The sequence below is a fragment of the Pseudoneobacillus rhizolycopersici genome, from assembly GCF_054786815.1.
Window position 1 is genome coordinate 36650 of the sequence record NZ_JBTOOE010000022.1, and the last position, 23272, is coordinate 59921.

At 36.5% G+C, this 23272-nt stretch carries 17 protein-coding genes and 2 riboswitches; of the genes, 14 read left to right on the forward strand and 3 right to left on the reverse strand.

Annotated features, from left to right (window positions below; translation table 11 throughout):
* The first annotated feature begins 508 nt into the window (after positions 1 to 508).
* The 12 genes from ACX9YW_RS18325 (at position 509) to ACX9YW_RS18385 (ending at position 18734) form a co-directional block, all read left to right on the forward strand.
* Positions 509 to 1720, forward strand: a complete 1212-nt coding sequence (locus ACX9YW_RS18325) for an ATP-binding protein (protein WP_460349142.1) — start codon at positions 509 to 511, stop codon at positions 1718 to 1720.
* A gap of 234 nt (positions 1721 to 1954) precedes the next feature.
* A riboswitch (cyclic di-GMP riboswitch) is annotated at positions 1955 to 2038 on the forward strand.
* A gap of 526 nt (positions 2039 to 2564) precedes the next feature.
* Positions 2565 to 5084 (forward strand): EAL domain-containing protein, encoded by a 2520-nt coding sequence (locus ACX9YW_RS18335; protein WP_460349147.1) that lies wholly within the window; start codon positions 2565 to 2567, stop codon positions 5082 to 5084.
* Between the two features lie 32 nt (positions 5085 to 5116).
* On the forward strand, positions 5117 to 8374 hold the full coding sequence (locus tag ACX9YW_RS18340; RefSeq protein WP_460349150.1) for a response regulator: 3258 nt from the start codon (positions 5117 to 5119) through the stop codon (positions 8372 to 8374).
* Positions 8371 to 9231 (forward strand): CheR family methyltransferase, encoded by an 861-nt coding sequence (locus tag ACX9YW_RS18345; protein ID WP_460349214.1) that lies wholly within the window; start codon positions 8371 to 8373, stop codon positions 9229 to 9231. Before ACX9YW_RS18340 ends, ACX9YW_RS18345 begins: the two co-directional genes overlap by 4 nt.
* A gap of 183 nt (positions 9232 to 9414) precedes the next feature.
* Positions 9415 to 9615: an aspartyl-phosphate phosphatase Spo0E family protein gene (locus ACX9YW_RS18350; RefSeq protein ID WP_460349153.1), complete on the forward strand. Its 201-nt coding sequence runs from the start codon at positions 9415 to 9417 to the stop codon at positions 9613 to 9615.
* Between the two features lie 237 nt (positions 9616 to 9852).
* Complete coding sequence (locus tag ACX9YW_RS18355) at positions 9853 to 11874, forward strand: PAS domain-containing hybrid sensor histidine kinase/response regulator (RefSeq protein WP_460349156.1); 2022 nt, start codon at positions 9853 to 9855, stop codon at positions 11872 to 11874.
* Positions 11875 to 12210: 336 nt separating this feature from the next.
* Positions 12211 to 12930, forward strand: coding sequence for a LytR/AlgR family response regulator transcription factor (locus ACX9YW_RS18360; protein WP_460349160.1), 720 nt, complete (start codon positions 12211 to 12213; stop codon positions 12928 to 12930).
* A 453-nt stretch (positions 12931 to 13383) separates the two neighbouring features.
* Positions 13384 to 13701 carry a hypothetical protein gene (locus tag ACX9YW_RS18365; protein ID WP_460349163.1) on the forward strand — a complete coding sequence of 106 codons (318 nt, stop codon included), beginning with the start codon at positions 13384 to 13386 and terminating at the stop codon, positions 13699 to 13701.
* Positions 13702 to 13850: 149 nt separating this feature from the next.
* Positions 13851 to 14618, forward strand: a complete 768-nt coding sequence (locus ACX9YW_RS18370; RefSeq protein ID WP_460349165.1) for a sporulation initiation factor Spo0A C-terminal domain-containing protein — start codon at positions 13851 to 13853, stop codon at positions 14616 to 14618.
* A 44-nt stretch (positions 14619 to 14662) separates the two neighbouring features.
* Positions 14663 to 15085: a WapI family immunity protein gene (locus ACX9YW_RS18375; RefSeq protein WP_460349168.1), complete on the forward strand. Its 423-nt coding sequence runs from the start codon at positions 14663 to 14665 to the stop codon at positions 15083 to 15085.
* A gap of 72 nt (positions 15086 to 15157) precedes the next feature.
* On the forward strand, positions 15158 to 17722 hold the full coding sequence (locus ACX9YW_RS18380) for an EAL domain-containing protein (protein ID WP_460349171.1): 2565 nt from the start codon (positions 15158 to 15160) through the stop codon (positions 17720 to 17722).
* A gap of 16 nt (positions 17723 to 17738) precedes the next feature.
* Positions 17739 to 17824: riboswitch (cyclic di-GMP riboswitch) on the forward strand.
* A 73-nt stretch (positions 17825 to 17897) separates the two neighbouring features.
* Entirely contained in the window at positions 17898 to 18734 is an 837-nt protein-coding gene (locus tag ACX9YW_RS18385) for a GGDEF domain-containing protein (RefSeq protein ID WP_460349173.1), read from the forward strand.
* Positions 18735 to 18869: 135 nt separating this feature from the next.
* Here ACX9YW_RS18385 and ACX9YW_RS18390 read toward each other — a convergent pair whose 3' ends face one another.
* Together ACX9YW_RS18390 and ACX9YW_RS18395 are read right to left on the reverse strand one after the other, a co-directional pair.
* Positions 18870 to 19343: a GyrI-like domain-containing protein gene (locus tag ACX9YW_RS18390; protein ID WP_460349175.1), complete on the reverse strand. Its 474-nt coding sequence runs from the start codon at positions 19341 to 19343 to the stop codon at positions 18870 to 18872.
* 91 nt (positions 19344 to 19434) lie between these two features.
* Positions 19435 to 20337, reverse strand: a complete 903-nt coding sequence (locus tag ACX9YW_RS18395) for an AraC family transcriptional regulator (RefSeq protein ID WP_460349177.1) — start codon at positions 20335 to 20337, stop codon at positions 19435 to 19437.
* A 394-nt stretch (positions 20338 to 20731) separates the two neighbouring features.
* Here ACX9YW_RS18395 and ACX9YW_RS18400 point away from each other — a divergent pair, with 394 nt between their 5' ends.
* Together ACX9YW_RS18400 and tatC are read left to right on the forward strand one after the other, a co-directional pair.
* The gene (locus ACX9YW_RS18400; RefSeq protein ID WP_460349179.1) at positions 20732 to 21376 is read left to right on the forward strand and encodes a helix-turn-helix domain-containing protein; all 645 of its coding nucleotides are present in this window, start codon (positions 20732 to 20734) and stop codon (positions 21374 to 21376) included.
* 67 nt (positions 21377 to 21443) lie between these two features.
* Positions 21444 to 22178, forward strand: a complete 735-nt coding sequence (tatC, locus tag ACX9YW_RS18405) for a twin-arginine translocase subunit TatC (RefSeq protein WP_460349181.1) — start codon at positions 21444 to 21446, stop codon at positions 22176 to 22178.
* Positions 22179 to 22246: 68 nt separating this feature from the next.
* Here the strand turns inward: tatC and ACX9YW_RS18410 are convergent, their stop codons facing one another.
* Entirely contained in the window at positions 22247 to 23248 is a 1002-nt protein-coding gene (locus ACX9YW_RS18410) for an AI-2E family transporter (protein WP_460349183.1), read from the reverse strand.
* Between the last annotated feature and the right edge of the window lie 24 nt (positions 23249 to 23272).

The following is a 23272-nucleotide window of genomic DNA, read 5'->3' on the forward strand; positions in this document are numbered from 1 at the left end:
TGTAAAAGAGACACTTTTATATAAAATAAGACAAAATACTTAGCACCTTTCGACTGTATTTGTATGGCATGATTTGTATTCTATAATTAACAGAAAATTAGGGAAAATATTTCTGGAGGGGGAAACGATTATGCCGTACTATGCGTTTAAAGAAATATGGACACCTTTAAAATTATTGAGGATACGATTTTTTATTGAAACGGACCAAAAAAGCTATTGGATTAAGGTAGGTAAAAAATCAAGGAGACAACTATTTTAACAGGGACAAGGAATGCACCCTAAGATGTATCTGAACTTTGAAATAAATGGAAGATGATATATTGTGTTTAGGATAGGACAGAGATGAAACACGGGACCGGTTCTCGTGTTTCATTTTTTGTGAATTTGTGACCTCTAAGGGGGTCCCAGGTGAAACATCAGAACCGTACCTCATGTTTCACGCACTGGCATATATTTCTTTATACCTATATAATTAGTGTGATAGTAAGAAAAGCAAGTAGGGGTACTTATGAAGGAAATTAAAAATAAATTAAATAAAAGAATATATTATGTTTTCGTTTGGATTTTCGTGCTCATGATGATATTCGGTTTGTTTGTGGATAATCCACTTTTAGGGAAGTTTAGTGTTGGTTATGTAGCCAATAGCTTACTGGTATTGATTCTTTCTGGGTGTTTATTGCACTATCCTAAACGTGAAACATATGCCATGAGAGTAACAATCATTATTGTTGCCTCTGTTTATTTCTATACCCTTTTCTTTATTTACCCAGAAACGTGGTCCACCTTTATTTTTTTATGTTTTATTCCAGCTATTTCGATTTTGTATTTTGATGCCAAGCTTTTTTATTTTTCAATGCTATTAAATGTTGTATTTATCTCCTTACTATTTATCTATATCATCATCATTGATCCAGCGCATCATCATCACTATATAAGCGAGGACATCATTGGTAATTCGGTTAATTTTATTGCAAGTCAAATTATTATCTACTTTATTTTCTATTTAACGAATGTGCGTATTAAACAACAGCAAGTTTATTACGAACAGATCCAACAGTCCGAGCGTTTGAAGACAACAGGTGAACTTGCAGCTGCAGTGGCGCATGAAATTAGAAATCCTTTAACGGTTGTGAAAGGTTTTTTGCAATTATTTGAGCAAGATACTTCCGTTAATGAGGAAAGAAAGCGGCATTATCAGTTAATGATTGATGAAGTCAATACGGCTGAACAGGTTATATCTCAATTTTTAACGATGTCGAAACCAAATAAAGAAAAAGCAACGGACACTGATGTGAAGGTGGCTCTTCAAAGTGTAACCGACTTGCTTCATTCCTATGGGCTTATACATGATAATCGGATTGAATTAACGGTCATTGGTGAATGCCATATCTTGGCGAACAACATCGAGATTAAACAATTATTCATCAATATTATTAAAAACGCCATTGAGGCATCTAAGGTGGGGGATGTCGTCCGGGTGACAGCTGAAAAGGAAAAAGATTTTGTTGTGATTAAAGTAACGGACCACGGACGAGGAATGTCCGAAGCCGAAGTTCATTCTCTTGGTACTCCTTTTTACTCTTTAAAAAGTAAAGGAACAGGATTAGGATTGATGGTTTGCTTCAATATAGTTGAAAAATATAAGGGAACCATCAACTTTGAAACCTCTATTGGTTATGGAACAACCGTTAAGATAGGCTTTCCTTCTTTAGACAAGTGAAACGACTTTCCAGACATATACCCAACTTTTTGAGGTTATGCCCAAGTTTTTACACTTATGTCCAAGTCATAGCCCATTCCCTTATAGTGTAATCATCATGAGGAGCTATGCAAAAATGAGGGATGACACTGCGGTAGCTGTCTCTACGCTCCACTGAAAAATTTGTCGAAATAGGCTATTAGTCTCATTCTCACTTAGTAAATAGTGGATTATAATGAAAATATATACATAGTTCGTACGAAAAGGCAAACCCATTGAAAAATGGTGACGCAAAACTATAGGGGCTAAGGCGAGAAGCTAAGCTAGCCAGTTGCCGAATACAATCACCTTCTACGGATTATGAAAAATATTAGGAGGTTATATGCTATGTTACCTTTTATTGTTGGAACAATGACAGGTTCTTTCGTCATGTTGTTTACCATGAGCTTAATGTTTATCTCTAGGCGTGCAGACGAGAACAGTGAAATAATGTTTAATGATATTAAGTAAGAAAAGCAATCCTTAACGGGTTGCTTTTTTAATTTGGTCGCTAAACGCCAAATTTGGTCATATGTCAGGCAGAGGGTTAGTTCCTTGTTGCACCTTGCCATATCGAACAAGCCCCTATATTACATCCTAAATTTTACAACTCTTATAGGTAGACTAGCGAAATAAATAATTATAAACTATTAATATATGACATTTTTTTGACAATTATCACTGAAGGGTTGACTTATCGTAAGGTAGCGGTACGATCTTACCGAATAAAGTGGGCTAGAAGGCACGCAAATCCAATCATTTTTTGTTGAGGATTGCGTGTTTTTTTCAAAACGAAATACTTGGAAATGATTAGGGGGTAGAATCTATGAACGATCCAGAAAGGATTCACATTTTATTAGTTGATGACCGACCGGAGAATTTGCTCGCCTTAGAGGCGATCATCGAACGTGATGAATACCAACTAGTGAAAGCTAATTCGGGTGAAGAAGCACTAAAGTATCTATTAAAATATGACTTTGCTGCCATTCTCTTGGATGTGCAAATGCCCGGGATTGACGGTTTTGAAACAGCCAAGATTATAAAAGCCCGTGAAAAAACGAGAAACATTCCAATTCTATTTATTACCGCCAACTACATGGATTCTCAGCATATTTTTACCGGCTATTCCATTGGGGCGATTGATTATATTCTAAAACCTTTTGATCCGATTATTTTAAAGGCGAAAGTGGATGGTTTTGCTGAACTGTATCGGTTAAATCAGCAGCTCATTCAACAAGCGGCCCAGTTATCTGAAAATAAAAAACAACTAGAAAACGCCTATCAAGAACTCTCCTATTTAGCCGCTGAACTACGAATCTCAGAAGAACTTTCAAATGTCATTAACGAAACTTCTATTGATACGATGATGGTTATGGATGAAACAGGCAGGATTCTCAAGGTGAACCCTGCCATCCAGAAAATGTTTGGGTATCAAGATCATGAAATGATTGATGAGAATATCACCCTATTATTCTCATCTTCCGATACTTCGAAAAAATATATCGAAAAAGTCCTAGGGGCCATCAATGGCGTAGAAAGCTTTACCGGCTATCGGAATAGAGAAGAGGTTTATGTTACTAGAAAAAGTGGTGATTCCTTTCCGGCGGAAATACAAGTCGGCAAACGATTTGTCCAAGGTCGAAATATCATTGCCATCACGATTCGTGATCTGACTAGCCAAAAGCAATATGAAGAAACCATCACCCATATGGCTTATCACGATAGTTTAACCGATTTGCCGAATAGAAGATTATCGACTAAACAATTAAAGAAGCTACTAGATGAGGCAAAACAAACGAATAAGTTGTTATCGCTATTATTCATTGATATGGATCGGTTTAAATATATCAACGATTCCTTAGGTCATGTCATGGGGGACAGGGTCTTGCAGGAGATTGCCATTCGCCTTAAGGAATGCATGGTGGAAGACGGGCTACTGGCAAGAATAGGCGGGGATGAGTTCAATGTGATCTTGCCAGGTGCGAATCGAGAGAAAACTTTAGAGGTGGCCGAACGGATTATTGAAAAATTTAAAACGCCACTCTATGTCGATCACTATGAATTATATATAACGGCTTGTATCGGGATAAGTATTTTCCCATACGATGGTGAAGATGCCGTATCACTAATCAAGAATGCAGATGCTGCTCTTTATCGAGCGAAAGAGCAGGGGAAGAATCATTATCGGGTTTACCATTCGGGGATGAATATTCAGTCCTATAAAAAATTCATTTTACAAAATGATTTGCGCAGGGCAATGGAGAAGGATGAATTGTTCCTCGTGTATCAACCACGAATCGAAATCGAAACAGGAATGGTTGGAAGCGCTGAAGCGTTATTGCGATGGAATCATCCAAGTTTAGGAACGATCTCTCCATCGGAATTTATCCCGTTAGCGGAGGAATCAGGACTAATCGTGGAAATGGGTGAGTGGGTGATCACCTCGGTTTGTCGGCAAATCAGGGCATGGGAGGCTGAAGGATTGTCACCTATACGTGTGGCCGTGAATTTCTCTGCGCAACAGTTTTTACAAAAAGACTTAATCGCCACTATGAAACAAATCCTTATCGACTCAGAGGTTGATGGGAATATGATTGAGATTGAAATTACCGAGTCGGTCATCTTGGGAAATGAACCGATTGTCACTAACACTTTAAATCAGCTGAAAAATATGGGGATATACCTCAGTATTGATGATTTCGGAACAGGCTATTCCTCGTTAAATTATTTACGGCGTTACCCGGTTAATGCGATTAAAATCGATCAATCATTTATTGGCGACCTGACGAATCCGTCATCGGACAGTAAAGCACTTGTGTCTACGATGATTAATCTAGCGAATCATCTCCAAATGGATGTAATAGCGGAGGGGGTCGAAATGGAAGAGCAATTAAGTTTCTTGAAGGAGTATCATTGCCAAAAATATCAGGGGTTCCTCTTTAGTCAGCCTGTTTCATCAAAGGAGTTTAGAAGATTCCTAGGGAAAAAGGAACCTCAAACATCTCTTATTGACCATCCAAAACAGGAGCAATTAAAGATCGACCTGAACGACTCTCACGTAGTGAATGGTTCCGATCCCACTACTCACGAAGAAATTCTTACTTTAGCCTTGAATCGGATGCGAGATGCTTATACCATCTCCGTTCGGGAGATGGATGTTTTTCGGCTAATGGTTGAAGGGTTGAGTAATAAGGAAATTTCGGAGGAGTTATTTATTAGTGAGCATACCGTTAAAAATCATATTACCCGGATTTTCCAAAAACTAATGGTTAATGATCGCTTGCAGGCCATTGCCAAAGTGTACCAAGAGTGCATTGAAGAGGGAATCAACCTACCGATTCATTAAACGTATTGAAAAAACGCTAAGGAGCATCAAGCATGAAACTGAGAACAAATTTATTACTAGGGCTAAGTATCCTACTCGTCGTCCTTCTTTCGCTGCTTGTTCTAGGATGGTTTCAGCTATCTAGCCTAAACCGCACAAATGAAAACCTGCAAAAAAATTATGAATTATCCTCCATGGCCGGGGAAATTCATATTAGTGTAAAAAATGTCGCAATGGGTCTAAGAAATATTACCTTCATGGATGATCCGATTGCCTTCGAAAAGGAAGTAGCCTTGATAAGAGCTGAGGATGAATTCATCCTGAAGAATATTTCCTTGATGGCGGTAAATTCTCAAACGGCTGAAGAGAAACAGGGGGTTCGTCACCTCCAAGAAACATACGATGAATTTCATCAATATATGGATAGTATTATTAATATGATCCATTCAGGTCAAAAAAGCGAAGCACAAAATTTAATGCTTCAAAAGAGCCATGCGTACCATACCCAATTTTTTGAGGATGTCTCAGGGATTACCGGTGATTTTAAGAGTAGTTTTCATGATTCATTGACGAATGATTTGCATACTATTAAAAACCGAATTGCCATTAGTGCTTTCATTTCCCTTATTGTGATTAGTGGAATTATTGGTTACTTATTTCGAAATATCTGGAAGGTTGTTGATAGGCTCCGACAGATTGCTCATACGATGTCGGATATTACCGATGGGAAGTTGGCCCTCACGACCAATATTGAGGTACGGTCCAATGATGAAATTGATGAAGTGGCCCAATCGTTTAACCGAATGACCACTTCGCTGTATGAACAAAAAATCATCGACGAAAATAGGACTTGGAAAAAGGAACATATTGCTGATATTACCACAACCCTTACAGGGATCCATGATATCGATGGTTTATCCAACACCTTTTTGTCTAAAACCGTTCCCCTTTTGGGAGCAGCACAAGCTGTCATCTATCTAAAAGAAGTGGATGCGCATGGTGAAGCTATATTCAAGATAAATAGCTCCTATGCGGCTTTTGATAAAGAGAAGCTCTCTCAAACCTTCCGTTTAGGAGAAGGATTGGTGGGACAAGTAGCTCTAGAACAAAAGCCAATGATTTTTCGGGATATCCCTGCGGATTATCTCAAAATAAAATCGGGGCTTGGAGAAGCCACACCGATCTCTCTGTATGTCCTGCCTGTTATTTTTGAAGATGAAGTTTCCGCGGTGATCGAAATTGCCTCGTTTACTTACTTTAATGAGACTCAATCAGCATTACTCCAGGAAACGGTTCGCAATTTTGCGATCATCTTAGAAAGTGTGGTCAGTCGAATACAGTTGGCCAAACTTCTCGAAGAAACGCAAATATTAATGGAAGAGATCCAGGTCCAGTCCGAAGAATTGCAGTCACAGCAAGAGGAATTACGCATAACGAATGAGGAGCTGGAGCATCAGTCACAAATATTACGTTCATCTGAAGAGGAACTTCAAGCTCAGCAGAAGGTATTAGAAGAAACCAATGGTGAGCTAGAAGATAAGGCCAACATGTTGGCGGAACAAAACCAAATGCTACTATCAGCTAACCAGGAAGTAGAACGGGCAAGAGTGGAATTAGAAAATAGAGCCAAACAACTCACTCTTAGTTCGAAATATAAATCAGAGTTTTTGGCCAATGTGTCGCATGAGCTCCGTACTCCTTTAAATAGTTTACTGATTCTTTCCAAATTATTAGCGGATAATAACGACGGAAATTTATCAGAAAAACAGGAAGAATATGCGCGAACGATTTATCATTCCGGAAAAGATCTATTAACGCTGATTAACGATATTCTTGATCTTGCCAAAATTGAATCAGGCAAGATGGAAGTGAGCCCAGTTCAGATCCAAATGATGGATTTGGTGGAATTACTGCAACAACGATTCAACCCCATTGCCAAAGAGAAGAAGGTCAACTTTAAAGTCGACTTCATGGAAGGACTCCCTTCCACTCTTTACAGTGATGAAAAACGATTAATGCAAGTTCTGGAAAATCTATTATCGAATGCCTTTAAATTTACTCATGATGGCGAGGTTCTGTTACAAATAGGCTGTCAATATGATCAATGTAATCAACGCCACTTTGTTTTTTCGATTCACGATACCGGAATAGGTATCCCTAAGGAAAAACAAAATCTTATCTTTGAAGCTTTTCAACAGGCAGATGGAACGACGAGCCGAAAATATGGCGGTACCGGTTTGGGGTTATCCATCTGTCGGAAAATGGCGGAATTGTTAGGTGGAAAAATTACCGTAACCAGTGAAGAGGGGAAGGGTAGCACGTTTACCTTTACAATGGTAGATTATACAAAAAAGATGCCGGAGCCTAGAACCTTCTACCTAGATGAGGTATCTGCTACGAGCGAAATCTCATTAGAAACTATCGATGTCGCAGAATCCATTTCTACTTTACCTGTGATTGATTCAATCAAGGTCTCGAAACGGAGCAGTCTCATCAAGAGGTTGTTAATTGTCGATGGAGATATTCATCAGCGGAATGAATTGATGGAGATGATTGGTGATCTCGATGTCATTATCAAGGCGGTTTCGACCGGTCACGAAGCCATTGAGCAATTAAAGGTCAACCAGTACGATTGTATAGTGTTGGACTTGCGCTTATCGGATACCTCTGGTGTCCAATTATTAGAGGAAATAAGACAAAATGGGAACGCCAAGACAAAAGTATTTATTTATACAGCAAAGGAACTTTCTCCAAAAGAAGAGCTTTATTTAAATAAATATGTTCACTCGATTATTATCAAAGACGAACATGCACCAATCCGTTTGAAGGATGAGTTGGAGTTATTTTTACATTCCGATGATACTGGTCAAGAAACCCTCAAAGCGGGAGCGGGGTATGAGCTATTCCCAGATCTCAAGGGCAAGAAGATTCTTTTAGTTGATGATGATGTTCGTAACGTGTTTGCTCTATCCAACGTTCTTGAACTATATGGGATGAATGTGACTTTTGCCGAAAACGGTGTAGAAGCACTGGAATTATTAGAGAAAGATCAACCTTTTGATCTGGTATTAATGGATATTATGATGCCGGAAATGGATGGCTATGAAGCGATTGGGCGATTACGGGCGATGCCTGAATGTAACGATTTACCGGTTATTGCGCTAACCGCAAAGGCGATGAAGGAAGACCGCGAAAAGTGTATCGAAGTAGGGGCATCGGATTATATTGTGAAACCGGTTGTCCCCGAACAGCTTATTTCTTTAATGAGGGTTTGGTTATATAAACGTGAAGGGAAACAAGATTGGGAATGAACCAACATGAGCCTTTGATAGATTCTATTTCACAACTGAATAATGATCTTGAAAAACTTGAAATTGAGCTGTTATTGCAGGGACTCTACTCTTGGTGCGGCTACGATTATCGTGATTATTCCTATCAATCGATTCGAAGAAGAGTGTGGAACCGGGTGCGTGCGGAAAAATTACAATCGATTACCGCTCTACTGGATAAAGTTTTACATGATCCGGATTGTTTAAAACGACTCATCGCTGACTTCTCGATTAATGTGACAGAAATGTTCCGAGACCCATTCTTTTTCTTAACCTTTCGGGAGAAAGTGGTCCCTTTGCTGCGAACCTATCCGTCCATTCGAATTTGGCATGCGGGATGTTCAACAGGTGAGGAAGTCTATTCCATGGCGATCTTGTTACAGGAAGAAGGGCTATATGAACGAGCCAAGATTTACGCTACTGATATCAATGCTGATGTACTCGAGAAGGCAAAGGTAGGTATTTTTTCCTTAGAGGTCATGAAAGAGTATACGAAAAACTATCTCAACTCTGGTGGGAAAAAGGCGTTTTCTGATTATTATAATGTCACGAATAATGGTGTCAAATTTCACTCCCAACTTACGAAAAATGTTGTTTTTGCCCAGCATAACCTAGTAACGGATAGGTCATTTAATGAATTCCATGTCATTCTCTGCCGGAATGTACTGATTTATTTTAATAAATCTCTACAGGAAAAGGTGCACGGTCTTTTTTATGAAAGTCTTGGAATGTTTGGTATTTTAGGATTAGGTGATAAAGAAACCATTTCTTATATGAACAAAGCTGACTGTTATGAGACAATTGGCGGTAAACAGAAACTTTATCAAAAAATAAGATAATCTAATGGATGTCCTGGAAAATCGGGACATCTTTTTTTGTCAGTGGGAGTAAGAGTAAGAATAGGAACAGGTTCCTAGTCGATAGAAAATGATAAATTGGGAATAGATGGGGATATCTCTTTTTTTCAATTTTTTACATAATAAAACTATCAAACATTGTAATAGAAAGTATGGGTGATAGGTATGGTGAAGTTAATCGATTCTGAATACGTCTTACTGGAGCAAATTAAAATAAAACGAATCCACCTTATGAAAGAGGCGTTAGAACGAGAACTTACCGATCAATATGTTGTTCGTTTAAGCCAAGAGCTGGATCAATTAGTTTTTATTTATCAGAGTAAGCAGTATTGTTCATACATCATGCATACATCCCAGAATAATTAAATATCGACTGGAAGGAGAAATCGATGGGGTTTCTTCAGTGGAATAAAACCTGGTACCAGTGGCTGTCATCTCTTCCTCCCGAAAATTGAAATTCCATATTAATAGTGAAATAAGTATAATAAAATAGTTATTTTGTTTTGGGGATAGGTCATCTGTCCCAGTATCCACCAAGAGCACGCGGGAACCTTCGCTATGTTCCTTTTCTTTTTATTTTGTAAGATCAAGGAGTAGTTAAACGTGATCATTGATTTCGTCACAATAAGTTTATGGTTTATAGCAATTGTCGCTATTTCAGTTGCTTATTTTGGAAAAATAAAGGCTCAAAGGCTTCAAAAGGAAGCAGAAGATCGACTAGAGGAAAATGAAAGGTGGTACCGAAACATCTTAACTACGGTAAAAGATGGTATCGTGCTATATGGGGAAGATGGACAAGTCATTGTATTTAATGACAGCCTCTATGAACTGTTCGGTATGAAGAAAGGTGAACTTAGTACAGAGTTGTTCGATAAGCACAAATATGATCTCTTTAAGGAAGATAGCTCTATCTATTCAAGAGAGGAGCTTCCATTAGCCATAACATTAAAAACAGGACAATCAAAATTTGGAGAAGTCATTGGAATTAAGAAAAATGGAAAAATGACTTGGATATCCGTCAATACAAAGATCCTTAATCCTTGTGAGCAGGAGGGTGTTCGACAAGTCGTTATCACGATGACCGATATTACAGACAAAAAACAACAAGAAACAAAACTAATCGAGTCAAATGCATTGAGACGGACCATCATTGATAATTTACCAATTGGGGTCATTGTAGTGGATAATGATATGAAAATTGTCGCCATTAATCGACCTTTATGCAGGATTTTTAATATACAAGAGCCGTTCCAACAACTAATTGGCAAAAATGTTTTAGATTATAGTGAATTCTTTTTTAATGATCTAAAAGGGATGGAAAAATTAGTAGACAGAATCTGCCATAAAAAACCGTTTGAAACTGAATTTGAAAGGAATCAAAACTTAATATTAAAGATGAATTATGTCCCATTTGCCATTGATGAAAAGATAATAGGACATTTATTAACATTTGAAGATTTAACGGAACGAAAAAAAATGGAAAAGCGAATTATCGCCTCAAAGGATGAGGCCGAAAAAGCTAATTTAGCGAAATCTGACTTTTTATCGAAAATGAGTCATGAACTCCGAACTCCACTGAATGGTATTCTCGGTTTTTCACAGTTATTAGAATTAGAGGATACCCTTACGGAGGAGCAACAATTATTTGTAAAGGAAATTATCAAAGGTGGGCGCCATTTATTAAGCCTTATCAATGAAACATTGGATTTATCGAGAATTGAGACGGGTAAATTAAAAATTTCTTATCAAACAATTGGAATCAATCAAATCATCAATGAATGTCTCAATTTGATGGTACAGCCCTTTGCGGCAAAAGGGATTCAATTTACGAATAAGCTAGACAAGAGAAATGAATTATTTATTTATTCTGATCCAATACGGTTTAAACAAATCATTTTAAACTTATTGGAAAATGCGGTGAGATATAACCAACAGAATGGTGAAATCATGATCGACGTCGAACTTAAGGATGAATACGTTATTATTCATGTTACCGACAATGGGATAGGTATTTCTAAGAACGATCAAGAATTGATTTTTGAACCATTTTATCGGGCTAAGAATAGTAATGCGGAAGGAACCGGAATTGGTTTATCGCTAGTCAAACAACTTGTCATTTTAATGGGTGGGAAGTTGGGAGTAGAGAGCTCTGTTGGAGAAGGAAGTGATTTTTGGGTAGGCTTCCCAGTAATCACTATCGAAAAAGATTATTCCACTGATTATATAATAAGCGAAAAAGTTTTTGTACCTGAAATGAAGCAGAAGAAAATCTTATATATAGATGATAATCCATCCAATCTTTTATTAGTTTCACAAATTTTTAAAACGGTCCAAGAAATTACTTTATTATCAGCATTGACAGGAAAAGAAGGAGTTGATATAGCTTTAACTCAATCCATTGATCTAATCTTATTAGATATGAATCTTTCCGATAGTAATGGGTTTGAGGTAATGAGGCAATTGCAGTCTTCTCCGATAACGAAGGACATTCCCGTCATTGCATTAAGTGCTAATGCCATGCCAAGTGAGATCAACCATGCATTAGAAAAGGGATTTAAAGACTATATCGTAAAACCGATTGAAATATCCTCTTTCTTAAAGGATATTATTGTGCATTTAACTTAATACTATAAGGGTTAACTCTCGGGAGCCTTCACAATCTGACTCCCTTCCTTTATGAGGAAATACAGGAAAATCCTATAGGTTGTTGTAAAATGTCCTATTTTTGTTCTTTCATGTCCGAAATTTGTTCTGAAGTGTATAAAATGGTTCCTTTTATGCCTTTTAAACGTTAGACGCAATCTAGGGAAAAAGTTACATTTACATAAGGGAAAATATAGGTAAAAAGAAATAGAAGGACAACTATGGTTTCCGTTAATTGATTAAAATTTCTTATATTCGTATATTAAGATTCAACTTTAATTAAGGTTTTAAAGATATGGTAAAAGTGGGGGTAATTGAATGGAGAAACTGACCGTTATTTTGGCAGAAGATGATGATTCCTCTAGACTCCTATTATCTAAGTTTATAGAGGCTTTACCTGAATTTGAGGTAATAGGTGAGGCTTCTACTGGAGAAGAATTAGTCGATTTAGTGATGATAAAACATCCTGATCTTGCTTTAGTGGATATTCATATGCCTGTGATAAATGGAGTGGAAGCGGTAAGAGTTTGTAAAAAAATATTCCCTTCCCTTCAAGTGATTTTTACTACTGGTTCGGTTGACTTTGCTGTAGATGCTTTTAACGTTTCAGCAGTTGATTATTTAGTAAAACCTATTGAAAGACTTCGCCTTTATGTCGCTTTAGAAAAGGCAAAAAAATCAATCCGATTGGAACATAACATAAGTAAAAAAGTGTTAAGTAAGCTCACAATAAAATCCAATAACGCTTTTATCTATCTAGACATTGAAGACATTCTATTTATTGAAAAGGAAGGTCGGAAATGTATGATCCATACTGTGGATAATCAATTTGTAACAACGCAAACACTTCAAGAATTGATAGAACAGCTACCAGGATATTTTTATAAATCACATCGTTCCTACATCATCAACATTAGAAAGGTTGAAAAAATTGCCCCTTTTGGTGAGACGTATCTAGCTTATTTTGCTTCTGAAAAAAAAGTCGCTCATATTTCAAAATTGAAAATTAATGACGTACACCAGTTACTAGGGAATTGAGCCTGAAGCATGGGGACGGTTCTCGTGCTTCATTTTCTAATACATATAAATTACGGCTACCCAGGGAGTTGGCTCCTTTGAGATTTAATAATTTATCTAAGGAAGTTCGGTTGCATTTTTCCTTTTAGGTTAGCTATAACTAGCCATTTGGAAGTGGAATGTCGAATTTTGTACGTATCATGTCCAAATTGAACTCTATAATGGCATTCCTAATGCTCATTATGTCTGTGGCTCATTGGCTAAATAATAGTTAAAAAGTTACAATTATTAATAAAAATTGTTTAGTTCTTTTGGAGAGGCAGAACGTATACGCCTTATTTTTCCTTAACCGATAAATCGGATCAAATTTCAAGACCGAAAATCAATGATGTATGCAAGGTATTGGTAAATCATCCGACATCATGATCTTGCTCAAGGACATTGGCGTAGCCATAATGGAAAGGAGAGACCCAAGTGTCAGTTACCATTACCGAAGAACTTCATGGTTTAATCACCGTTCTTCACTTAACTCGGACATTGGATTTAAAGACTAGTGAGATAGTAGAAAACTATGTAACGGAAATGAAAGAAGTAGACCTGTTAATTTTCGATTTTTCAAAAACAGAAACCATTCCACCCAACTTTATGAATACAATCAAGAAAGTGATTTTTTTATCCAGAGTCAACAAGTTCACACTGAAACTTGAAGGAACGAGCGATCGGATTTTCGAATCATTCCAGAGGGCTGGAATTTACCAAAATCTCAAAACTGCAAATACCATGATAGGCTAATGATATGTGAATGGATAAATGGAGGTATAATCAAGGACCTAATCGTTACAGTTCCACCCCATTTAGGAACATTTCAGTTCGTTTGTATTGTAAATAAATAGGGGATAAACGATGATGCTCCTAATTTATACTCCGGATAGGGGATTTTGATGGGGAATATGAAGGTTATGATTGTAGAAGAAAATGAGAGATTTGCTGAAGATATTTGTGAAAATATTAACAAACAGGATGGATATGAAGTAGTCGAAGTGGTACATGATGGAAAAAGTTGTCTTTTATCATCTCAACTAAAACATACTGATATTCTTATATTAAACGATTTACTGCCTGTGATTGATGGTTTGACTGTTTTACAGGAGTTAAATAAACGGGGCGTTATGCCATCGAGTGTCATTTTTATTAATTCCATTCCAAGTCAGTATGTCATAAATCAAGCCAAAATAGCTGGAGCTCGTTTGATCCTTCAAACACCTTTTGAAATGGGCCATTTCATTAATCAAATGAAATTAGTAACCCCTTCGAAAGGTGAGCAACACTATACACAAAATGAATTACACACACTCATTACCAAGTGCATCTTATCGCTAGGAATAGTAAGTCATTTAGATGGCTTCCATTACCTGCTAGAATCAGTTTTTATGATCGTAAATGATAGAAATTTAGAAGGGTCTATTACAAAAAAAGTGTTTCCGGTCATTTCAAAGAATCGCCATGCATCCGTAAGTACGATTACGAAGAGAATTAATTATGCCATTCATCATTCCTGGACTCGATCCCAAAAAGAGATGAGGGATTTTCATAAACGGTCTAATCTAATGGAGTATTTCTCCTATGAACCTTCCATTAATGAAGTCATTGGTCTTGTCATTAATCTCATTCTTCCCAAATTCACTCATCAATTAGATCAGTCTAGTTAACTATATATTGACCGGGGATGCCTAATTTGTTTGGAGGAATTTTAATGATAGAAAACATCCTATTTAAAGGAAATATTGGGTATTTACTTATTAAATTGGTTAAAGTGTATCCATGTAAAAATGGCGGTTATGATGTGGAAGGAAAAATTGAAATCAAAAGTGGAAATTATGCTGTGATTGGTCAACTATGGTTTTCCATAGATGATCTAACTAAATTCTGTAACCAATTAGAACATTGTCTTCGAAGTAAGACAGAAGAAGCCGTTTTTTGGAATTATAATTTTAATTTGAAGATTTCTGTTAGGGTGAGCCCATCAGGTACCTTCATTATTTATGGGTTCTTTAAGGAAAATACCCACCTAGAGAATGAATTATCATTCGAATTGGAAACAAATCGAATGGAGTTGGCTAAAACACTAGAAAACCTACAGAACATCGTTCAATTTTATTCAGAAACGGCTGAATAAATCATTCATTTTGTTTGAAAGTGTTATTCATGATAGGTATTGCAAGGTTTTTATAACATAGGAGGTGCAGTTGTGAAAAGACTTTTTAATAGACTAGTAACAGGAAATAACTTAAGTACACCAACTATTAGGACAGAGGAATTTCCCTCTGTAGTCCATAACTATCTAAAACCTGTGATAATACTAGATGTTAATGGAAATATCATTTCTATTAATCCTGCCTTTACTCAACAATTTGGTTATACTCTAAGAGATGTGGAAATGAAAAAGCAGTTCTTTAAATTCTTTATAAAAGATAACCTGGAAGAGGCAAAGGAATACTTTAAAATGGCTAAGACAGGAAAAATCCAATCTTTTCAGACGACAGGAGTTTCCAATAATTCTAAAACATACGATATTTTGGTTACCTTCATTCTAGAAACCAATGAAAATAATATTTATGTCATCATAAGAAACATAACGGATCTAATAGAGAAGGAAAAGGATAGAAAAAACTATGAACTTATGCTTTATGAAAAGGAAAAGCAGCTTTCCAATCTTTATAACAACCCTGATGTAGGAATTTGGTCTTTAAACCCAATTAGTAATCAAATATTCTTCTGTTCCCAAGGAGTAGAACAAATCACAGGATATTCTATCAAGGAATTGCAAAGTCATGATAATTGGAAAGCGATTATTCATGCGGAGGATTTGTCTCAATTTGTGAAAATGCAGCAGGGGTTGACGAAAGGGAATATTATCCGCCACCAATACCGTATTTTCCGGAAGGACGGAAAAACTGTTTGGATTCAAGATTATATGATCCCTACATTAGCTGAGAACGGAAAATTAGTTCAAATAGATGGTCTCATTTCAAATATTACGGAGCAGAAAGAACTAAGTGAACGGGTAAATCATCTTTTATATCATGATTACTTAACGGATTTGCCCAATCGGCGAATGTTTGAAGAAAAACTCCAGCAGCTTACAGTGGACATACATGATGAGGATAAGAAATTTTCGATTATGCTCCTTGATATTGATAACTTTAAATATATAAACGATACGCTCGGACATACTCTTGGGGATGAAATTCTTAAAGTATTTACTGACCGTATTTCGTCCTATTTAGCTCCCCGTGATTTTTTTGCTAGACTTGGTGGGGATGAGTTTGGTATTTTACTTACTAAAATGGATTCGTTTGACTACCTAAAAGATTTTGCGGAAAAGATCCTTCTTAGTTTAAAAGACCCATTTTATATTAACGGTTATGAATTATTCATCACCGTAAGTATCGGAATTAGTATTTATCCCGAGGACGGAGAAAATCCGCAGGAATTATTGCGGAATGCTGATATTGCTTTATATAAAGCGGAAATGCAAGGGAAGAACAATTATATGATTATTTCTCCGTCCAGTAGTATTGAGTCATACAAGTTATTTAGCTTAGGCCGTGATTTACAAAAAGCAATAGGGAATAATGAGTTGGTTTTGTATTATCAGCCTAGGGTGGATACAAAAACTGGTAGGATTGACAGCGCAGAGGCTCTTATACGATGGGAACATCCGAAATGGGGACTTATTTCACCGAAGGAATTTCTTCAAATCGCCGAAGAGAATGGATTCATTACCAGAATTGAAGATTGGGTATTAAATCAAGTATGCCAACAATTAAGAAAATGGAAAGATGCCATGTTTTGTACGGTACCCATTTCGATCAATATTTCCGCTATCCATTTTATGAAAAAAAATTGGCTGGAATATGTTGAACAAACGATCCAAAAAGCAGAGATTAGCCCAAGTGAAATCGAATTCGAAATTACTGAGACGACCCTATTGAACAATGAAGAAGTGGTAAAAGAAACAATTCAATCAATCAAGCAGATGGGCATTAGAATTTCATTAGATGATTTCGGAAAAGGTTATTCTTCTTTATCCTATTTAGCTCTTTTCCCTTTTGATGTCATCAAAATTGATAAATCGTTTATCCAAAATATGACCGAATCCCAGCATAACTTGTTTATTGTAAAGTCGATTATTTATTTGGCAAACAGTTTGAAAATAGATGTGGTTGCCGAAGGAGTCGAAAAGATGGGACAATTAAAATTACTTCAGAAAGAACATTGCCTACTTTCTCAAGGTTATTTATTTAGTCGTCCAGTTCCAGTTGAAGAATTTGAACCTCTAATGCAGCAAAAAGTCCTACAACCAATCGATCCATTATTAAAAGAAAAGCAAAGAAAAAGAAAACACTTTCGAGTAAGTTTCCCTTATCCACTTGAAGCAGAAATGACACTTCTCTCTATTGGAGGTAAAACATTGCATTTAGGAAAGGCAAAAGTTTTAATATACGATATGAGTATCGGTGGGCTTCGCTTTCTTTCTACCTTGAAACTGCCAGTTAGGGGCGATATGACCCTTCGGTTTTCTACAGAAATTCTCCATAAAACCATTGAAGTAATGGGGCGTATTGTTTGGAAAGAAGAAGACAATGAGGACATTACTGAATATGGTATTGAATTTATGATTGGAGAGCATGAATCGACATATATTAACGGAATTCTTAATAGTTTTGCAGTCTTAATGAATAATAATATTGGGCCGGCTACCTATAAAATGGTGACAGAAAATAATTATGAATATTTTCAAAGAAAATAGATTTTTAAACGGTATAATAATGAAAAGGCAAATTTATCGAAAGATGAAGACGCAAAACTAGAGGGGCTAAGATCCTTAGGATGATGCCAGCCAGTTTCCGATGATTTAAAGTAGACTAATCGGACTGATTAGTCTTTTTTTATAGAAAAAAATACGTTCGTAAGAGGTAAAAAGATTGATTCGTAAAATATTATATTTGTTGGTAATGGTAGTTATTTCAATTTTGCCTATCATTATTCATGTCCATTTGAGTGAAGAAATGCGACGGCTATCAACATTTGTTTGGTCCATTTATTTGATTCCTAATATATTGATAGTCATTATGTATCCAAAATGGAAGGTCGCTGTTGGAGTTGCCTGTTTCTATAGTCTTTTAAAATATGGGACGTATTTTTGGGGTGAAGGCTTTTCAAGTAGTATTGAGTTGATTGCTTTGTTTTTGGAGTCCTTAATGAATGGAGCGATTCTGCTAACGGTTACTCATTTTCGTATGGAGCATATCAGGGTATTGAAGAAGATGCAAAAACTAGTCATCATCGATTCGTTGACTGGATTATACAATCGAAGGTATTTCGACTTAATTCTTGAAAAAGTGATTCCGTATAGTCAAAGAGAAAATAGTCCCTTGATCCTTATTATGTTGGATATTGACTATTTTAAAAAGGTAAATGACCATCATGGCCATCAATGTGGTGACGAGGTCTTAAAACAGATTTCAAACATCATTAAAACTAATGTTAGAAGTTCTGATGCGTATGTTCGGTTTGGGGGCGAGGAATTTGCTATTGTTTTGCCAAACACAGAAGTAGGCGAAGGAATAAGATTAGCAGAAAACATCCGTAAAGAGGTTGAACAATCATCATTTACGTATAAAAATGAAAGAATATCTATCACGATTAGTATGGGTTTATCCAAATACCAAGGAGAAATCGTCCAAGAATTTATCGGAAAAGCCGACAAAGCCCTATACAAAGCCAAAGAAAATGGCCGAAACCAAGTAATCGTTACGTGATGGGATGGGAATAGGGGGACGATTTGAGAATGATGGGTAATTATGGCAGTAGGAAGAGCTCAAAATGTCCAATAGAGGGCTTCTATTGGACAAATGGTGGCTTCATAGGTGGTTGGTGCCAGGCACCACGTTAAGCTATTTTATGATAGGAAAATATAAATCAAATTCCGACTGTGCTGATGTGGGGTTATATCTTTTATCATAGCGTTCGAACCAGAAGGCTGTATGGTCAATGGTATAACCTGATTCTACTATGGTTTTGCGAGCGTTGTTAATTGTTTCTCCTAGATTCTCCGTTAATCCTTTATGTGTGAAGACTGCATAGGTAGCAGCAGGGATGGTCAGAACCATCATTCCTGCTGGAACATTGGTCGTTTCGGACACTTCAACTGCGGTATAGTAAGTAAAATCGCTTGGACGATCGTTGGTTAATCCAATTGATACCTGAGGGTTTACGATTGCCGATATTTCTGGAATACGGCTTACAAATTTACCCCATAATGGTCCGATTTGTGATAGTTCACTGTATGGACCAGATAGTTCCATACCAACCACTTTAAATTCTTCTTTTGATACGAGTTGGAAACCTAAATGATTACTAGTTAACATGATATCCCTCCGCTAAAAAAAATGTCTATCTATCTTTATTGTACTAACCCATATCTTGAAATTTTTGATATTTTTTGCGGAAATCTTATGGTCACTCTACAGGAGATTCAATCTCGTGAATCGGAACCCATATTTCCACTCCTATTTCATCACTTTCACTTTTCTTCCAACTTTCATTGTACACCTCCATTTCGACTCCGAAATTTAACCGATAGGTGGTAGTAGGTAACCATGAACCATAAATATAGTTTGCTAGCTTAGGTATGTTTTGTGAGTTGCCGTAATAGGTAAAGACTGCATACGTTCCTCCTGGGACCTCTGAACCAATCATCCCCGTTGGTATGGGCGTATTCCCCGAATGGACTTCCATACAAGCCATGTAGGAAAAATGAATGCCCCCACCTGTAGGTCGTCCAATTCCATAGGTTATTCTACTGTCGGTTTTCCCTTGAATTTGGTCCATGTTTAAAAGAAACGATTCCCATAATGATGGGATATCATGTTGAATCGTTTTGTTTCGATTAGCTGACCCGGCAATTTCAAGTTGTTGTTTCTCCATACCTATTACATAGAATGAATCCCTTTTCTCGATTCTTGGATTTAAATTGGCTACATCAAGCTCTTTATCAAAAATGTCCAAAATCTCATGGGGGCCTACAAACTCTAGGTAAGGTTTATTATTTCGATATTTTCCGGGAGTGACCCCGAATAACTGTTGAAATGACCTCGTAAAGGACTCCTGACTTTCAAATTGATATTCGTACGCAATATCAATAATTCTTTTATTCGTTTGATTTAAATCATATGCCGCACATGTAAGTCTTCTACGTCTAATATACGTTTTAATAGAACAACCCATAATAGAGGTGAATATTCTATGAAAATGATATAAGGAATAACCGGCATGAGAGGCTACTTTTTCAAGAGATATATCATTGTGAATATTTTCTTCTATATAATCAATAGCCTTTTGAATGGAATGAATATATGGCATATGAATTCTCCCTATGTTTCAGAATAAGTTTTCTAATTTTAAATATTACAACAATTCTAACTGCCGGTAAAGTTTTTGGTGACCGTAGAATCATTCGTTGTTGACCTTGTGTCAATGGTATCCCAATTGATTAATGGTGTTAACATTTGCAAATTTACTCTATTGTTCTTGTTGATGTAATGGTTTAGCGAAAGTGGAATGGAAATTTATAGTTTTAACTTTTAACAGCAGAGCACTTATTATATAATATAAAAGAGTAGGGTGTTGACAAATTGTCAATGAACTGAGTATATTAAATTGGCACTTTATAGAAACAATGGAGAAGCAATGTTTTGCGTCATGGCATCCTATATTTATTAATGGATTGATTTTTACTATAGAAAGGAACATAGAGATGGCAGATACCAAATTAAATAGTCAACTAGGCTTGCTTCTAAGTAAATTATTGAAAGAACGTTCCTTATCAATGCGAAAGCTTTGTGAACTAACCGATATTGATACAGCAACGATTTCTCGGATTATGAATGGTAAACGCAAACCGAAACTAGAGCATCTACAAAAATTCGCCTTATGTCTAGGAGTTCCTATTTCAGAATTGCTGGAAGCTGCAGGTTTTCCGATGGAACCGAAACAGGTACATGGGCATACTGATTTTCATGAGTCGGTCAACAGTATTCAAAGTGTTCTGGAAGCTTCTGATCTGTATGATAAAAATTTTTCCATTGCCAATGTGGAACAGAAATTGGCCGATTATCAACAATATGCGCAAACAGAAGAGGGAAAGAAATCTATACTTAAGAGCTTTGGCGAGAAGCTCCAGAAAGTCGGAAGCATAGGTCCGTTTATTAGTCAGTTAAAGGAAATGTATGAGCTATTTTGTTCAAATAAGGGGACATCCCAGCAGATTGCAATTGTGGGGAGTGCTTTAATCTATTTTATTTTATCCGTAGATGTCATTCCAGATTACATTTTTCCAATAGGTTATCTCGATGATGCGATGGCGGTTCAAATTGTCTCAAGACTTCTTCCAATCAAGTAATAGATTTTTTCTATTGATAAGTAGATGGTAAAACTCCCAAAAAACTTGGACAGGCAGGCGTTACGCGATGACAGAAAAACAACTTGATATCATTGAACATCTCGATGAGTTACGAAAAAGAATATTGATTACTGGAGTTGCTTTTATCCTTTTTGTAATTGTGGGTCTGGTCTATGTCAAAGATGTATTTCTCTTTTTCATGGGGAAACTTGATTATAAGTTAATGGTGATTGGACCTAGTGATATTTTGTGGATTTATTTCCAAATAGCTACCGTGGTTGCCGTGGCCGCAACCATCCCTATTGCTGCTTGGCAAATCTGGTTATTTATTAAGCCGGCTTTAAAGCCTAAGGAAAGAAAAGTGACAGTCCTGTTTATACCTGCTTTGTTTATCCTTTTTGTAGGTGGGTTGGCATTTGGCTATTATTTTATTTTTCCTAATATCATGTCGTTTCTTCTGCATTTGGGGAGTGATATGATGACGACTTCTTTTACAGCCGACCGATATTTCAATTTTTTAATTGAGATGACCTTGCCTTTTGGATTGGCGTTTGAGTTGCCTCTCATCTCAGTGTTCTTGACGACTCTAGGTATCATAAATCCATATAAGATTGCTAAACTTCGAAAATATGCCTATTTTATTCTGGTTATCATTGCTTCTATGATTTCCCCGCCAGAATTTATTTCTCATATATCCGTCGCAATCCCATTGATTCTTATATATGAAATAAGTGTTTTTACGTCGAAAATGGTATATAAGCGAATGAAACATGGGGACGGTTCCTTTGCTTCTTTCGGATAGAATCATGGGAAAGAAGCAATAGGGGTCTTTTTAAGGAATGACCGAATAATGGCTAGAATTTTATATCACTATTTTTCGATCCTTCCTGTTGGTACCTTTAACATGTCTAATCCAAACATGAAAAGTGGAATTCCCAATAATAATCCCCACACACCCATCATGTGTTCGGCGATAAATAGAATGGAGAAGGTGAAGAAGATTGGGAGTTTCATTTTGATGGAATACAACTTTGGGTTTAAAAAGTAATTTTCCACTGCATGAACAATGAAAATGACAATGAGTAAATGTAAAACTTTCACGTATCCTCCAACCTGGAAAGCAATGATGGATAATGGAAGAAGCGAAAGAATGACTCCAGCAATCGGAATAAGCCCCAAGGTGAATATCATAATTGTTAGGCCAAGAAGTTGCGGAAAACCAATGATCCAAAGACCGATGCAGGATAGTACCGCATTAGCTCCAGCAATCATAATTTGCACCTGTACCACTTTTCCAAACGTATTAAGGAAATTCTGGCCGAACTCTGCGGAGTAATGATAAAGAAAGCTAGCTTTGCTATACTTGAAATTATGTAAAAAAATTTTGATTTTTTCTTTTTCTAAAATAAAAAAGAAACTGAGTAACAATGCTAAGATAATCTGCAAGACAAAACTGCTTATATTCGCTACATTCTTTAAGACTTGATTACCTAATTCCCTTACATAATGAGCAATATCCAACTCTACTAAAGTGGCGTACAGTGTTGGATTCATGTTTTCTTCATAATCCGATAGCCGGAATTTCGATATTTGCATAAAAATTTCGCCAATCTGTTTTATAGTCATGGGAGCATATTTGTAACCGATGAACCCAATTAACGATAGAAAGGTTCCGAAAATGAGGAACAATATCACTTTTGGGGGCATTTTTGTCCTAGTTTCCAATGACGAATACAGTGTGTGAAATAAATAGGTAAAAATAAATGTGAGTAAAATGAGATTAATGACATGTCTAAATAAGTATAAGATGGTAACCAAAACGACAATTGTTAAGAGCTTTTGGGCATATGGCTGTTTTAACCAAAGTTTCAATCAATCTTCCTCCTTAAACTTCTG